Origin of the sequence: Frankia sp. Mgl5 (assembly GCF_023242985.1) — a bacterium.
Classification (GTDB): domain Bacteria; phylum Actinomycetota; class Actinomycetes; order Frankiales; family Frankiaceae; genus Parafrankia; species Parafrankia soli.
On record NZ_JALKFY010000011.1, the window covers coordinates 1 to 15,892 of the forward strand.

The following is a 15,892-nucleotide window of genomic DNA, read 5'->3' on the forward strand; positions in this document are numbered from 1 at the left end:
CTTCTTTTGGTGGGGGCTGTTTCTGGCTGTGGCCGGGAGCAGCCCCCACCTGTATTTCCGGACCTTTTCCCGGCCGACGGCCGATGCCGGAGCGACGGAGGCGGTTGCCTGAGGCAGCCCCGTCGGCCCGGCTGCCAGCCATGCAGGACACCCCCGCCGGTCTCGGTGACCAGGCCGCCGGCGAGTGCGCTCCGGCCGCTCGGCTCATCGGCTGGCGTCAGGCTTGTGAGAAGGAGCCCCAGGCGGAGGCTCCTGGAGCGTTCGGACCGGCGCCGGAACCCGGAACGTGGAGGGTTCAGGTCGTGTCGGAACGCCAGGTCACGGCGATCGGTCCTCCTGCTGTGTGACGGGTTCGACGCCCCTGTGTCGCCCGCACGTCCATGGTCTCGGTGGCCCCAGTTAAATGGACGTCCTACTATCGGAGTGCCAACGAGGGTCGTTGGTGTCCGCGTACCGTCCTCGGGAGCAAGCCACATGAGCGCAGCCACCGTGGTGGGCCAGCAGGCCCCCGCCCTGCACGTGCCCGTCTGGCCGGTGCGCGTCGTCACCGCGGCGTCGCTGTTCGACGGCCATGACGCGGCGATCAACATCATGCGCCGGATCCTGCAGGCCCAGGGAGCCGAGGTGATCCACCTCGGTCACGACCGGGGCGTCGACGAGATCGTGACGGCGGCGATCCAGGAGGACGCGCAGGCGGTCGCGATCTCGTCCTACCAGGGCGGTCACGTCGAGTACTTCACCTACCTGGTGGACCGGCTGCGGGAGCGGGGAGCCGGGCACATCGGCGTGTACGGCGGCGGTGGCGGGGTCATCGTGCCGGACGAGATCGCGCTACTGCACTCCCGCGGTGTCGCGAGGATCTTCTCCCCGGAGGATGGCCAGCGACTCGGCCTGCACCTGATGGTCAACAGCATCGTCCGCGACGGGGACGTCGATCTCGCGGCGCGCCCGCCGGCGGTCGAGGCGGTGCGGGCCGGCGACGAGTCCGCGCTGGCCCGGGCGATCACCGTGCTCGAGGACGGCCGGAACCCGGCCCTGGCCGCAGCGCTGCGCGAGGCGGCCGAGTGCGGACCGGCCGTGCCGGTGCTCGGCATCACCGGTACCGGCGGGTCCGGGAAGTCGTCGCTCACGGACGAGGTGCTGCGCCGTTTCCGTCTCGACCAGGGAGACGGCCTGCGCATCGCCGTCCTCGCGGTCGACCCGACCCGGCGGCGCGGCGGCGGTGCGCTGCTCGGCGACCGGATCAGGATGAACGCGCTGGGAGCCGGCTTCCTCGGCGGTGAGCCCGACGGCGGCGGTCCGGCGGACGGCGGTCCGGCGAAGGGCGGCCAGGGGAACGGTGCCCAGGAGAGTGGCGTCCACGGGAGCGGGGTCTTCTTCCGCTCGTTGGCCACCCGCGGCGCGGGGCGCGAGCTGCCCGAGCATCTCGCCGACATCATCGCGGCCTGCAAGGCCGCCGGGTACGACCTGATCATCGTGGAGACTCCGGGCATCGGCCAGGGCGACGCGGCGATCGTGCCCTTCTGCGACGTCTCGATGTACGTGATGACCCCCGAGTACGGGGCCGCGTCCCAACTCGAGAAGATCGACATGCTCGACTTCGCGGATGTCGTGGCGGTCAACAAGTTCGAGCGCCGCGGAGCGGAGGACGCGCGGCGCGACGTCGCGCGTCAGATGGTGCGCAACCGGGAGGACTTCAGCGCCTCCTGGGAGGAGATGCCGGTGTTCGGCACCTCGGCCGCGCGGTTCAGTGACGACGGGGTGACAGCGCTCTACCAGTTCCTGCGCGACCTGCTGCGCGAGCGCGGGCTGCGCGTGGTCCCGGGCCGGCTGCCGGCGGTGGACGTCCGTGTCTCCTCGGGGCTGACGACGGTGGTGCCGCCGGCGCGGGTTCGCTACCTCGCGGAGATCGCCGATGCGGTGCGCGGCTACCACGCGCACACCGAGGAGCTGTCCGAGCTCGCCCGCCGGCGCCAGCACCTGTCCACGGCGATCGGCGAGCTCGACGGCGCCCAGGCGGATCACGCCAGCTCGAATGGCGCCGGCGGTCCGGGTGGCGCGCTGGCGCGGCTGCGGAGCCTCCGGGACGCGGCTGACGCGGCGCTGGACGCGCGGACCCGCGAGCTGCTCGACGGCTGGCCCGCCCTGGTCGCCGAGCGGTCCGGCGAGGAGATGGTCTACACGGTGCGCGACCGGGAGATCCGCACCCCGCTGCGGCGCACGACGCTGTCGGGTACCGCCGTCCCCCGGGTGGCGGTGCCGCGGATCGACGACGACGCCCGCCTCGTGCGGTTCCTGCGGCGGGAGAACCTGCCGGGGCTCTTCCCGTTCACCGCGGGCGTGTTCCCGTACAAGCGGGCCGGTGAGGCGCCGGCGCGGATGTTCGCCGGCGAGGGCGACCCGTTCCGCACGAACCGGCGGTTCCACCTGCTCTCCGCCGACTCGCCGGCGACCCGGCTGAGTACCGCGTTCGACTCGGTCACGCTTTACGGGCGGGACCCGGGCCCCCGCCCGGACGTGTACGGAAAGGTCGGGACGTCCGGGGTCTCCGTGGCGACGCTGGACGACATGAAGGCGCTTTACGCGGGATTCGACCTGTGCTCGCCGACGACGAGCGTCTCGATGACGATCAACGGCCCGGCCCCGGCGATTCTGGCGATGTTCCTCAACACCGCGATCGACCAGCGGCTCGAGCTGTTCCGGACGGAGAACGGGCGCGAGCCGTCGGCGGCCGAGACGGCCGAGGTGGCAGCCTGGGCGCTGGCGAACGTGCGCGGCACCGTGCAGGCGGACATCCTCAAGGAGGACCAGGGCCAGAACACCTGCATCTTCTCGACGGAGTTCGCCCTGCGCTGCATGGCGGACGTGCAGGAATGGTTCATCGACCACCGCGTCCGAAACTTCTACTCGGTTTCGATCTCCGGCTACCACATCGCGGAGGCCGGGGCGAACCCGATCAGTCAGCTCGCGTTCACGCTCGCCAACGGGTTCACCTACGTCGAGGCCTACCTGGCGCGCGGAATGCGGATCGACGACTTCGCGCCCAACCTGTCGTTCTTCTTCTCCAACGGCATGGACGCCGAGTACAGCGTGATCGGCCGGGTGGCCCGGCGGATCTGGGCGGTCGCGATGCGCGAGCGCTACGGCGCGGCGGAGCGCTCCCAGAAGCTCAAGTACCACGTGCAGACCTCGGGTCGGTCGCTGCACGCGCGGGAGATGAACTTCAACGACATCCGGACGACCTTGCAGGCATTGTGCGCGATCTACGACAACTGCAACAGCCTGCACACCAACGCCTACGACGAGGCTGTGACGACGCCCACGGAGCAGTCCGTGCGGCGGGCGCTGGCCATCCAGATGATCATCGATCAGGAATGGGGGCTCGCCGGGAACGAGAACCCGCTGCAGGGCTCCTTCGTGATCGACGAGCTGACCGACCTCGTCGAGGAGGCGGTGCTGGTCGAGTTCGAGCGGATCTCCGAGCGGGGCGGTGTTCTCGGCGCGATGGAGACCGGTTACCAGCGCGGGCGCATCCAGGACGAGTCGATGCTCTACGAGCGGCGCAAGCACGACGGCTCCCTGCCGATCATCGGGGTGAACACCTTCATCGGGCCGGACGCCGACGACAAGGGAGCCGGTCCGCTGGAGCTCGCCCGGGCCACCGAGGAGGAGAAGCAGTCCCAGCTGCGGCGCCTGGCGGACTTCACCAGCCGTAACCGCGAGCCCGCCCAGCAGGCTCTCGAGCGGCTGCGGCAGGTAGCCGCGGCGGGCGGTAACACTTTCGAGGTGCTGATGGACGCCGTGCGGGTGTGTTCCCTGGGCCAGATCAGCGCGGCGTTCTTCGAGGTCGGCGGACAGTACAGGCGTAACATCTGAGGACGTGACCGCGGGCCGGTGCCGGTGCGCGGGCAGCGGCGCGTCGAGCGTGTGCACCCGCACCACCTGGTTCGTCGATCATCAGGCGATCACCAGATGTCGGTCGGACGTCGATCCGGGCGTCGGCGGGGATGCGCACCTGGGCGCGCTGTGTGGCCTTCATGTTGCCGGCATCGCCAACGTTGCCAGCATCGCCGTTCCCGGATGCAACGGTCGTACGCCGGAATGGCTATTGTTGATGGCTCTGCCGGCCCGACGATCCCGTCCTGGAGAATTGCACCCGTGTCACAGCCGAAACCGCTTCCGACCGACCCGATCGCGGAGGCGCACCGGCAGTGGACCGCCCACGGATGGGGGCCCGTCGCGGACGGCATGGCCGCCGTCACCTCGCTGATGCGCGCGCAGCAGATCCTGCTCGCCCGGGTCGACGAGGTCCTGCGGCCCCTCGATCTCACCTTCGCCCGCTACGAGCTGCTCATGCTCCTGCTGTTCAGCCGCAAGGGCTCGCTGCCGCTGAGCCGCATCGGGAGCCTGCTGCAGGTGCACCCGACCAGCGTCACCAGCGCCGTGGACAGGCTGGAGGCCCGCGGGCAGGTGCGCCGCCTGCCGCATCCGACGGATCGGCGCGCGATCCTCGCCGAGATCACCGAGGACGGGCGGGCGACGGCGCTCGCGGCCACCGAGAAGCTCAACGACACGGTGTTCGCCGACCCCGGGCTTCCTGACAGCGGTGTGCGGGACCTCGTCGAGCTGCTCACCGACCTGCGGCGCGGTGCCGGCGACTTCTGACCCGCCCGGACCCGGACCCGGGCCGGCCGGTGCCCGGGCCCGGTGCGCGGCCGGGTTCGGGCGGTCGTCCCGAGGCCGGGTGGGGCGCCCGAGTGGCGGCTACCCTCTACAGACGTGACCTACCTCGACCACGCGGCGACCACGCCGATGCGCCCGGAGGCCGTCGCGGCGTTCACCGCCGTGTTGACGGACGCCGGGAACGCCTCATCGCTGCACGCCGGCGGTCGGCGCGCCCGCCGGATCGTCGAGGAGTCGAGGGAGTCCCTGGCCGAGGTGCTGGGCGCGCGGCCGTCCGACCTGATCTTCACCGCGGGCGGCACGGAGAGCGACAATCTGGCGATCAAGGGGCTGTACTGGTCGCGCCGCGCCGCCGACCCGCGCCGGCGCCGGATCCTGGTCAGCGCGGTGGAGCACCCGGCGGTGCTGGACACCGCGTCCTGGCTGGCCCGGCGGCAGGGGGCGGTGCTGGAGACGCTGCCGGTGGACGAGACCGGCCTGGTCGCCCCCGAGGTGCTGCGCGCCGCGGTGGAGTCCGACCCGGCCTCGGTCGCGCTCGTCTCGGTGATGTGGGCGAACAGCGAGGTGGGCACCATTCAGCCGGTCGCCGAGCTGGCCCGGGTCGCCCACGCTCGCGACATCCCGTTCCACACCGACGCCGTCCAGGCGTTCGGGCAGATCGAGACGTCGTTCGCCGCCAGCGAGGCGGACGCGCTGACGATCAGCGCGCACAAGATCGGCGGCCCGGTGGGGGTGGGCGCGCTGCTCGTGCGGCGCGGGGTCGAGGTGGAGCCGCTGGCGCACGGCGGCGGGCAGGAGCGCGACGTCCGCTCCGGGACGCTCAACACCCCGGGAGTGGCCGCCTTCGCCGCGGCGGCGGCCGCCGTCACCGCGGAGCTGCCCGCCGAGCGGGTCCGGCTGGCCTCGCTGCGCGACGACCTCGTGCGCCGGGTGCTGGCCGAGGTGCCCGGGGCGACGCTCAACGGTGCCGCCCCCGGCCCCGGCCGGCTGCCCGGAAACGCACACCTGACCTTCCCCGGCTGCGAGGGCGACTCGCTGCTGATGCTGCTCGACGCGCACGGGGTGGAATGCTCGACGGGCTCGGCCTGCTCGGCGGGAGTGGCGCGGCCCTCGCACGTGTTGTTGGCGATGGGCGCCGGTGAGGCCCACGCCCGTGGGTCGCTGCGGTTCTCGCTCGGGCACGGCTCGTCGGCGGCGGACGTCGACGCGCTGGTCGCCGTGATCGGTCCGGTGGTGGCGCGCGCCAGCCGCGCCGGTGAGCTCGCGGGTCTGAGCGCGGGGTGAGTCGATGAGCCGGCGGCGGGAGCGCCCGCCGAGCCGGCGGTGTGGACGAGGGGTGGGATCGTGAGCCGGATGAGGGTGCTCGCGGCCATGTCGGGCGGCGTCGACTCGGCGGTGGCCGCCGCCAGGGCCGTCGACGCCGGCCATGACGTGACCGGCGTCCACCTGGCGCTGTCGCGCTCGCCCGCCTCGGACCGGGTCGGTGCCCGTGGGTGCTGCACGCTCGAGGACGCCCGCGACGCCCGCCGTGCCGCCGACGTGCTCGGCATCCCCTTCTACGTCTGGGATCTCGCGGAGCGTTTCGAGACCGAGGTCATCGACGAGTTCGTCGCCGACTACTCGGCCGGGCGCACGCCCAACCCCTGCGTGCGCTGCAACGAGCGCATCAAGTTCGCCGCGGTGCTGGAGAAGGCGCTCGCGCTCGGCTTCGACGCGGTCGTCACCGGGCACCACGCCCGGCTGGACGAGGACGGCACGCTGCGCCGCTCGGTGGACCCGGCGAAGGACCAGTCGTACGTGCTCGGCACCCTGCGGCCCGAGCAGCTCGCCGCGGCCCGGTTCCCGCTCGGCGACTCGACGAAGGCGCAGGTCCGCGAGGAAGCCGCGCGCCGTGGCCTCGCCGTCGCCGACAAGCCGGACAGCCACGACATCTGTTTTGTGGCCTCCGGGGACACCGGCGCCTGGCTGCGCGAGCGCCTGGGGCCGCGCCCGGGGCCGGTCGTCGACGCGGAGACCGGCGAGACCCTCGGCGAGCACGACGGGGCGTACGCCTTCACGGTCGGGCAGCGCCGGGGGCTCGGGCTGGGACGTCCCGCGCCGGACGGCCGTCCGCGCTACGTGCTGGAGATCTCTCCGGCGACGTCGACGGTGACCGTCGGCCCGTCCAGCGCGCTGGACATGCGCAGCCTGGTCGCGGAGCGGATCGTCTGGCCCCATGACGGGCCGGTGTCGTGCACCGCGCAGGTCCGGGCGCACGGCGGGGTGGTCCCCGCGGTGGTGACGGTCCGGGGCGACGAGCTCGACGTGCGGCTGGCGGAGCCGGTGCGCGGCACCGCGGCGGGGCAGGCCGTGGTCTTCTACGACGGCGACCGGGTGCTCGGCGGCGGGCGCATCCGCTCCCTGGCAGCCTGAGGCACCGGGCCCGCCCGAAGCCCGGCCGCCCGCCTGGCCGGAGTGGCTCGTGTGGCCTTCGGCGCGCCTTCGGTGATACGCCGGGCGCGGTGGCCGCGTGCTGACGGGTCCTGCCAGCGAGTCATCCGAGGGGTGCCGCCGGCGGGTCGTTCCGACGGGTGATCCTGACGGGTGATCCTGGTGGGTGATTCTGACGGGCGATCCTGGTGGGTGTTGTTCGCCGGCCGTGGCCTGGGGTCGCGGCCGGAATCTAAGGAGTCGATGTGGTGATGACGTGGTCTGCCACCGAGCGGGGCGCGGGCCCGGAGCCGATCCGGGACGTGCCGGGGGAGGGTGTCTCACCGCTGGGCAGCGACGGGACCGCCGAGCGGGCGGGCATCCCCTGGCCGCCGGGGACGGCCTCCGGGGTCGGGTCGCTGCCGGATCTCGACCCGGTCGAGGCCGCACGGTACGTCCTGGGGGAGGTGCCGGACCTGCCGTTCCTGCCGGAGCTGCCGGGCCGCGGGGTCGGCGCCGACATCATCGGCCGTTCGTGCGCGCTGCTGGTGGACCTCCCGGTCGACTTCCAGCCGTCCGGGTGGCGGCTGGTGCCGCGGCCCGGCCTGGACCTGCGCCGGGCCCGTGACCTGCTCGCCCGGGATCTGGACGCGTTCACCGAGGCGGCCGCCGGCTACACCGGGCCGCTCAAGGTGTCGGCCGCGGGCCCCTGGACGCTGGCCGGCGGGGTCGAGCTGCCGCGCGGGCACAAGGCGCTCGCCGATCAGGGCGCGGCCCGGGACCTGGCCGAGGCGCTCGCCGAGGGGCTGGTCGCCCACCTGGCCGACCTGGGGCGACGGATTCCGGGTGCCCGGCTGCTCGTCCAGCTCGACGAGCCGTCGCTGCCGGCTATGCTCGCCGGCCACATCCGCACTCCCAGCGGGTTCTCCGTCCTGCCCGCCGTCGAGGAGGGGCCGGCGACCGAGCGGCTGGCCGGCGTGCTGTCCGCGGTGACCGGGGTGGCGTCGGTCGCCGCGTCCGGCGTGCACTGCTGCGCGCCGGACGTGCCGCTCGACCTGCTGCGGCGGGCCGGCGCGCGGTTCGTCGGCCTCGACGCGACCCTGCTCACCCGGGCGCAGGACGACGCGGTCGGCGAGGCGGTCGAGGCGGGCGTCGGCCTGATGTTCGGCCTGGTGCCGACGGACGGGGCCGGGAACCTGTCGGACCCCCGTCATACGGTCGCGGTGGCGGTCGACCTGTGGCGTCGGCTGGGGTTCGCTCCGGAACTACTCGGGGAGGTGGTGGCCGTGACACCGACGTGTGGTCTGGCCAATGCCAGGGTGGGTGACGCACGCGCCGCGCTGCGGCACTGCCGTGAGGCGGCGCGGGTCCTGGTGGAATCTCCACAGTGAGCGTGGACGAGCGTGGCCTGGCTGCCGACGAGCGTGGCCTGGCTGCCGACGAGCGTGGCCGGGCCGCCGAGCTGGCCCGCGAGCTGGAGGAACACGCCTACCGCTACTACGTGCTCGACAAGCCGACCGTCGCCGACGCCGAGTACGACGCGCTTATGCGCGAGCTGGAGGCGATCGAAAAGCGGCACCCCGAGCTGCGCACCCCGGACTCGCCGACCCAGAAGGTCGCCGGCTCCTACTCGACGCTGTTCACCCCGGTCGAGCACCTGGAACGGCTGCTGTCACTCGACAACGTCTTCACCGACGAGGAGTTCCACGCCTGGGCGGCGCGCGCCGCGCGGGAGCAGCCCGTCACGGCGTGGCTGTGCGAGCTGAAGATCGACGGGCTGGCGGTCGACCTCGTCTACGAGGGCGGCCGGCTCGTCCGCGCGGCCACCCGCGGCGACGGTCGCACGGGGGAGGACATCACGCCCAACGTGCGGACCCTGGCGAGCGTGCCGTCCCGGCTGCGCGGCCCGGCCGTGCCGGAGCTGCTCGAGGTGCGCGGCGAGGTGTTCTTCCCGACCGAGCGGTTCGCCGAGCTCAACGCGGCGCTGGTCGAGGCGGGGAAGGCGCCGTTCGCCAACCCGCGCAACGCCGCCGCCGGGTCGCTGCGCCAGAAGGACCCCCGGGTCACCGCCGGCCGTCCGCTCGACATGATCGTGCACGGCCTCGGCGCCCACCAGGGCTTCGACGTGGCGTCCCAGTCGGGCGCGTACGCGCGGCTCGCCGAGCTGGGGCTGCCGGTCTCCGCCCGTCACGAGGTGCTGGCCTCGGTGGAGGACGTGCTCGCCTTCGTCCGGCGCTGGGGCGAGCACCGCCACGACGTCGAGCACGAGATCGACGGGGTCGTCGTGAAGGTCGACGACTTCGGCCGGCAGCGTCGCCTCGGCGCCACCTCGAAGGCCCCCCGCTGGGCGGTCGCGTTCAAGTACCCGCCGGAGGAGGTCACCACCCGGCTGCGCGACATCCAGGTGAACGTCGGCCGCACCGGCCGGGTGACCCCGTTCGGGGTGCTCGAGCCGGTGAAGGTGGCGGGGTCGACGGTGGCGATGGCCACCCTCCACAACATCGATGAGGTGGGTCGCAAAGGCGTCCTGATCGGCGACACCGTGGTGCTGCGCAAGGCCGGCGACGTCATCCCCGAGATCGTCAGCCCGGTCGTCGACCTGCGTGACGGTTCCGAGCGCGCGTTCGTGATGCCCACGCACTGCCCGGAGTGCGGCACCGAGCTGGTCCGCCCCGAGGGCGAGGTCGACATCCGCTGCCCGAACACCGTCTCGTGCCCGGCACAGCTGCGGGAGTCGGTGTTCCACCTGGCGTCGCGCGGCGCGCTCGACATCGACGGGCTTGGTTACGAGACGGCGACGGTCCTGCTCGCGGAGGGCCGGATCCACGACATCGGCGACGTCTTCCACCTGGCCCCGGAGTCCTTCGAGGGGCTGCGCGGCTTCGCAGACAAGAAGATCGAGCAGATCCTGCGCGGCCTGGAGGCGGCTCGCGACCGCCCGCTGTGGCGGTTGCTGGTCGGGCTGTCGATCCGTCACGTCGGGCCGACGGCCGCCCGCGGGCTGGCCCGGGAGCTGCGTTCCCTCGACGCGATCGCGGCGGCGCCCGCCGAGCGGCTCGCGGCCGTCGACGGCGTCGGGCCGAAGATCGCCGATGCGGTGGTCGACTGGTTCGCCGACCCGCGGCACCGCGACATCGTCGCCCGGATCGCCTCGGGCGGAGTCCGTCTGGCCGACGAGGGCGCCGGCGAGGGCCCCGGCCCGCTGGACGGCGTCGTGGTGGTCATCACCGGCACCCTGGACGGCTGGAGCCGGGACACGGCGACCGAGGCGGTGCAGTCCCGCAGCGGCAAGGTGACGGGCTCGGTGAGCAAGAAGACGACGTTCGTCGTCGCCGGCGCCGATCCCGGGGCGTCGAAGTACGACAAGGCTCGCGCCCTGAAGATCCCGCTCCTGGACGAAGCCGGATTCGCCGTGCTTCTCCGTGACGGGGCGGATGCGGCGAGGGCACTCGCCGTGCTCGAGGAGGTCGACGGGTAACCTTCGCATCCTGGCAGCGAAAGGTTCATTACGGTGAGCACTCATATGTTCCGTCATGTTCTCGTCGGTGTGGCCGGGCGTCGGTGCGCCCGTCCCCGACGCGTCGAGGGATCGACGCGGGGCCGTTCCGGTCGCCGCTGATGCGCGCCCCGCGAGCCGGCGGCGTGCCGCCGGAGCCAGGGGCCGGGTGGGGGGCCGCGGTCGGCGCGGCGGGATGCCTGACGGCCGCGGTGGTCGCCGTCGCCGGGGCCTGGCGCGGTGCCTTCGACAACCTGGGCGCGGCCTTCGTGCTGATCGCCGGGCTCGCCCTTCTCGTCGGGTCGCAGCCGGTGCCCGCCGGTGGGGCCTGGCCGGGCGCCTTCGGGCCGGCCGGTCTGCCGGCGGGTGCGCTGGGTGCCCGGCGCCGAGCGGGCGGGCCGGGCGCCGGCGGCAGTGATCTCACGGTGACCTTCCTGTTCGCGCTCCTGCTCGGTTGGGGAACGCCGCCCGCGCTGGCGGCGCACCTGGTCGTCGGCGTCCTGCTGGAGCTCGTGCGGGGCGCGCGCCCGCGGTGGGTGATGGTGGTCGTCGGGCGCCGCTCGCTGGCGCTGTGCGCGGCGGGAGCCGTGGCGGCCGCGTACGGCCTCGGAGCCGATCTCGGGGCCGGGGATCTGCCCGAGGTCGCGCTCGCCGGCCTCGCGCTGTTCGCCGTCGACGACCTGCTCGGCCTGCCTACGCACCCGCGCGGGCCGGCGGCCGTCGGCGGCGCGGCCGGCCGTGGCGGGGGCGGTGCCCACGCCGGGTACCGGGCTCCCCTCACCGACCTGCGGCGCCGGGTGGCGGGCGGGGTGGCGACGCTGTCCCTCGCGCCGCTGGTGGTGGTAGCCGCGGCGCGAAGCGCCTGGCTGGTGCCGCTGCTGCTGCCGGCACTGCTGGTGGTGGCCCGGGTCGGTGAGGTCTCCCGGCAGAAGGAGCACGAGGCCCGCCACGACGGGCTCACCGGGCTGCCGAACCGGGCGGAGCTCGCCGAGCGCGCGGCCGCCAGCTTCCACGCGGCCGAGCGGACCGGCTGCCGGGTCGGCCTGCTGCTGCTCGACCTGGACCGGTTCAAGGAGGTCAACGACCGGCTGGGGCACGAGGTCGGCGACCGGCTGCTGGTCGTCGCCGCGGCCCGGCTCACCGCCGCGCTGCGCCCCGGTGACGTCGTCGCGCGGCTGGGCGGCGACGAGTTCGCCGTCCTGCTGCCCGCGCTGCCGGCCGGCGAGGCGGGCCGGACGGTGGCAGGGGAGGTGGCCGGGCGCGTCCGCGGCGTGCTGCGCGCCCCGTACGAGATCGACGGGCAGTTCTGCGACGTCGACGCGAGCGTCGGGGTCGCGCTCTACCCGGACCACGGCGGCGACCTTCCCGCGCTGTCGCGGTGCGCCGACCTCGCCATGTACACCGCGAAGGAGCACCGCCTCGGCGTCCAGGCCTACGGGCCGCGTGACGCCAGCCGTGCCCGGCTACGGGCCCGGACGGCCGCCGAGCTCGGCTACGCTTTCGAGCACGGGCAGCTCGAGGTGCACTACCAGCCGCAGGCGGAGATCGCCGACGGGCGGGTGCGGCGGGTCGAGGCGCTGCTGCGCTGGCGGCACCCCAGCCGGGGGCTGCTGCTGCCGGGAGTCTTCGTCCCGCTCGCCGAGTCCGCCGGCCTGATCCGCCCGATCACGTCATGGGTGATGGGCCGCGCGCTCGCGCAGGTCGCCCGGTGGAACGCGGCGGGGATCCCGGTGGCGGTCGCGCTGAACGCGTCCGCGCGTGACCTGCGCGACCCCGGCTTCGTCGGCTCGGTCGCGGCCGCGCTGGCCGAGACCGGCCTGCCGGCCGCGGCGCTGACCTTCGAGGTCACCGAGGGCGCCGTCACCGCGGACGGTGACGAGCCGGCCGGGGCGCTGCGCGACCTGGCGGACCTCGGCGTGCGGGTCAGCCTGGACGACTTCGGCACCGGCCGGGTCTCCCTCGACGCGCTGCGGCGCCTGCCGTTCGAGGAGATCAAGATCGACCGGACCGTGATCGGCCGGATGGCGGGCGCCGACCGCGACGCCGACTTCGTCCGCGCGGTCGTTCGGATGGCCGCGGACCTGGGGCTGCGGGTCGTCGCCGAGGGCGTGGAGACCCCCGTCGAATGGCGCCGGCTGGCCGGCTTCGGCGCGGACGCGGCCCAGGGGTGGCACGTGGCGCCCGCGCTGCCCGCGGTGCTGCTCACCCCGTGGCTCGCCGCTGCGTCGGCGGAAACGGCCGCGCCGCCGCGGCCGGCAGCCGCGGTCAGCGGCGCGCAGTCGTGCTCAGTGGCCGGGACCGGCCGTGCGGGCGAGGGTGGCGGCGATGCCGGCCAGGTGCGCGAGCCGGGCCACCTCGGAGGAGCGGAACGCGGGGCCTCCCGGCCGGCCGACCAGGACGGCCAGCCGTTCGTGCCCGACCGGGGCCGCGGCGAGCTCCATGTTGACCGCCTCCCAGCGGGCCGGGAACTCGCCGTCGTCCGGCACGACGCGCCGCGCCGCGCGCAGCGGCAGCCAGGGCAGCGGGAGGCGCACCCGCTCCGGAACGCCGAGGTCGTCGCCGCCCAGGCTCGGCGCGCCCACCGAGGCCTCCCGGATCCGGACGTCGCCCGGCCCCAGGTACTCGAGCAGCAGCGTCCAGTCGGCGTGGAAGACCCCGGCGACCAGGTCGGTCAGCACGGCCACGGCGTCGGCGGGGCGTTCGGCGAGCGCGTCGACGAGCTCGAGGTCCTCGCTGATCCCGGCGCCGTCGGCCTGGTAGGGCCGCAGCGACTCGACTGAGACCCCGGGTACGGAGTGGGCCGCGGTGAACAGCCGCTCGGCCAGGCCGCCCGGGGGCAGGAGCACGATCAGGTCGTCGACCGCCCCGGCCGGTGTGTGCTCCACCACGGTGAGGCTGACGATGTCGATGCCGGCGGCACCGAGTGCCGTGGCCACCGCTCCCAGCACACCGGGATGATCGGGAAGCAGGAGCCGGAGCAGGTACGACATGTGGTCGAGCATGCGCAAGGGGCGTGACGGAACGGTGGCCGCCGGGTCACGCCCGCGTGTCGCGCCGCCCTACCGACGCCCGCCGCGCCCATGCCGTGTCGCCAACCGCCACGGATGAGTCGGGGTGGGGTGGTGGGCCGTACGATGTGGGGAACGCCGACGTTGTGTTCGCCGGCATGTCACCGCCGGCAGCAACCGGCGCGGCAGTCGTCCGGCGCCCAGCCGGCCGGGCCGCGGTCAGGGTCGCCGGCAGCGGCCTGCCGCCGGTCGTGGCCACCACCGGGCCACCACCCGCACGACGGCGCGCGACGACCTGACCGATCTCGGGCCTGTGCCCACCGCCCACGAGGGGTCCACCGGAATGGCGATCACCCGGGACGAGGTAGCCAACCTCGCCCGCCTGTCGCGGATGTCCCTGTCCGACGCCGAGCTCGACGCGCTCGCGCCGCAGCTCGAGGCGATCCTCGGCGCCGTCGCGCGGGTCTCCGAGGTCGCGGCCGCGGACATCCCGCCGACCTCGCACGCCGTGCCGCTGACCAATGTCTTCCGCGCGGACGTGACCCGCCCGTCGCTGCCGGTCGCCGACGTCCTCGCCGGTGCGCCCGCCGCCGAGGAGGGCCGGTTCCGGGTGCCGCGCATTCTCGATCCGGACGAGTGAGGGGCACCAGGCCGCACATGACCGACGTTTCCAGCACCTCAACGCCTGCCGCCGCGGCTGCCGCCGGCGCGGGCGCCCTCCGCCGCACGGACGACGTCGTCCGGCTGACCGCCGCCGAGACGGCGGCCGCGATCGCCGCGGGCGAGCTGTCCGCGCAGGACGCGACCCTCGCCGCGCTCGACCGCATCGCCAAGGTCGACGAGGCCGTCCACGCCTTCCTGCATGTTGACGCCGAGGGCGCGCTCGCCGCCGCCCGCGCGATCGACGCCCGCCGCGCCGCCGGGGAGAAGCTCGGCCCGCTCGCCGGCGTCCCGCTCGCGCTCAAGGACGTGCTCACCGCGCGGGGCATGCCGACGACCTGCGGCAGCCGCATCCTGGAGGGCTGGCGCCCGCCGTACGACGCGACCGTGGTCTCCCGGTTGCGCGCCGCCGACGTGGTCATCCTCGGCAAGGTCAACATGGACGAGTTCGCGATGGGCTCGTCCACCGAGAACTCGGCGTACGGGCCGACCCGCAACCCGTGGGATCTCACCCGCATCCCCGGTGGCAGCAGCGGTGGCAGCGCGGCGGCGGTCGCCGCCTTCGAAGCGCCGTTGTCCATCGGCACCGACACCGGCGGGTCCATCCGCCAGCCGGCAGCGGTGTGCGGGCTGGTGGGGGTCAAGCCGACCTACGGCGGGGTGAGCCGCTACGGCCTGGTCGCGTTCTCCAGCTCGCTCGACCAGGCCGGGCCGCTGGCCCGCACCGTCGGCGACGCCGCCCTGCTGCACGCCGCGATCGCCGGGCACGACCCGATGGACAGCACCAGCGTCGACCTGCCGGTGCCGCCGGTGGTCGAGGCCGCCGCGCGCCGCGACATCCGCGGCCTGCGGGTGGGCGTGGTGCGCGAGCTCTCCGGTGAGGGCTACGACCCGGGTGTGCAGGCGGCGTTCGACGCGGCGGTCCAGGAGCTGGCCGGTCTCGGCGCCGAGGTCGTGGAGGTGAGCTGCCCGCACTTCACCTACGCGCTGGCGGCGTACTACCTGATCGCGCCGAGCGAGTGCTCGTCCAACCTGGCCCGGTTCGACGCGATGCGGTTCGGGCTGCGCGCCGGGGACGACGGCCGGGCCGGTGCCGAGGAGGTCATGAGCCACACCCGCGACGTCGGCTTCGGTGCCGAGGTCAAGCGGCGGGTCATGCTCGGCACGTACGCGCTGTCCTCGGGCTACTACGACGCCTACTACGGGCAGGCGCAGAAGGTCCGGACGCTGATCAGCCGCGACTTCGCCGCCGCCTACGAGAAGGCCGACGTGCTGGTCTCGCCGACCACGCCGACGCCGGCCTTCCCGCTCGGCGACAAGGTGGACGACCCGGTGTCGATGTACCTGTCGGACCTGTGCACGATCCCGTCCAACCTGGCGGGCGGGCCGGCGATGAGCCTGCCGGCCGGCCTGGTGGGCGGGCTGCCCGCCGGCATCCAGATCATGGCCCCGGCGTTCGCGGACGACCGGCTCTACCTGGTCGGCGGAGCGCTCGAGGCCGCGCTGGAGGCGCGCCGCGGACATCCGCTGCTGGACGAGGCACCCGCGCTCTAGCGCCGGCACTCGGCACCCGGAACACCGGGAAGCCGGTAGGGCGGGGAAGCCGGGGAAGGTCGGGAAAGTAAGGACGAGGAGG

General features: G+C 74.2%; 9 protein-coding genes and 1 pseudogene. 9 read left to right on the top strand and 1 reads right to left on the bottom strand.

Translation table 11 applies throughout. The features are described 5' to 3' along the window. Nucleotides 1-474 precede the first annotated feature (474 nt). The 7 genes and pseudogenes from MXD62_RS07570 to MXD62_RS40130 all read left to right on the top strand — a co-directional run. A complete protein-coding gene (locus MXD62_RS07570) occupies nt 475-3,876 on the top strand; it encodes a methylmalonyl-CoA mutase family protein (RefSeq protein ID WP_248828707.1) in 3,402 nt (1,133 codons plus the stop codon). A gap of 282 nt (nt 3,877-4,158) precedes the next feature. Beyond that, nucleotides 4,159-4,665 (top strand): MarR family winged helix-turn-helix transcriptional regulator, encoded by a 507-nt coding sequence (locus MXD62_RS07575; protein ID WP_071060699.1) that lies wholly within the window; start codon nt 4,159-4,161, stop codon nt 4,663-4,665. A 114-nt stretch (nt 4,666-4,779) separates the two neighbouring features. After that, nucleotides 4,780-5,967, top strand: a complete 1,188-nt coding sequence (locus tag MXD62_RS07580) for a cysteine desulfurase family protein (RefSeq protein WP_248828708.1) — start codon at nt 4,780-4,782, stop codon at nt 5,965-5,967. Nucleotides 5,968-6,036: 69 nt separating this feature from the next. Next, nucleotides 6,037-7,095, top strand: a complete 1,059-nt coding sequence (gene mnmA, locus MXD62_RS07585) for a tRNA 2-thiouridine(34) synthase MnmA (RefSeq protein ID WP_248828754.1) — start codon at nt 6,037-6,039, stop codon at nt 7,093-7,095. A gap of 269 nt (nt 7,096-7,364) precedes the next feature. After that, on the top strand, nt 7,365-8,483 hold the full coding sequence (locus tag MXD62_RS07590) for a methionine synthase (RefSeq protein WP_248828755.1): 1,119 nt from the start codon (nt 7,365-7,367) through the stop codon (nt 8,481-8,483). Then, nucleotides 8,480-10,570 (top strand): NAD-dependent DNA ligase LigA, encoded by a 2,091-nt coding sequence (ligA, locus tag MXD62_RS07595; RefSeq protein WP_248828709.1) that lies wholly within the window; start codon nt 8,480-8,482, stop codon nt 10,568-10,570. The genes MXD62_RS07590 and ligA overlap by 4 nt, the downstream gene beginning before the upstream one ends. 557 nt (nt 10,571-11,127) lie before the next feature. Then, nucleotides 11,128-12,759, top strand: a pseudogene (locus MXD62_RS40130) (putative bifunctional diguanylate cyclase/phosphodiesterase); the annotation flags it as partial. 114 nt (nt 12,760-12,873) lie between these two features. Here MXD62_RS40130 and MXD62_RS40135 read toward each other — a convergent pair. Next, nucleotides 12,874-13,590, bottom strand: a complete 717-nt coding sequence (locus tag MXD62_RS40135) for an ACT domain-containing protein (protein ID WP_248828756.1) — start codon at nt 13,588-13,590, stop codon at nt 12,874-12,876. A 349-nt stretch (nt 13,591-13,939) separates the two neighbouring features. Between MXD62_RS40135 and gatC the strand changes: the two genes are divergently transcribed. After that, a complete protein-coding gene (gene gatC, locus MXD62_RS07610) occupies nt 13,940-14,236 on the top strand; it encodes an Asp-tRNA(Asn)/Glu-tRNA(Gln) amidotransferase subunit GatC (RefSeq protein WP_020458721.1) in 297 nt (98 codons plus the stop codon). Between the two features lie 17 nt (nt 14,237-14,253). Continuing rightward, nucleotides 14,254-15,810 carry an Asp-tRNA(Asn)/Glu-tRNA(Gln) amidotransferase subunit GatA gene (gene gatA / locus MXD62_RS07615; RefSeq protein WP_248828710.1) on the top strand — a complete coding sequence of 519 codons (1,557 nt, stop codon included), beginning with the start codon at nt 14,254-14,256 and terminating at the stop codon, nt 15,808-15,810. Nucleotides 15,811-15,892 lie beyond the last annotated feature (82 nt).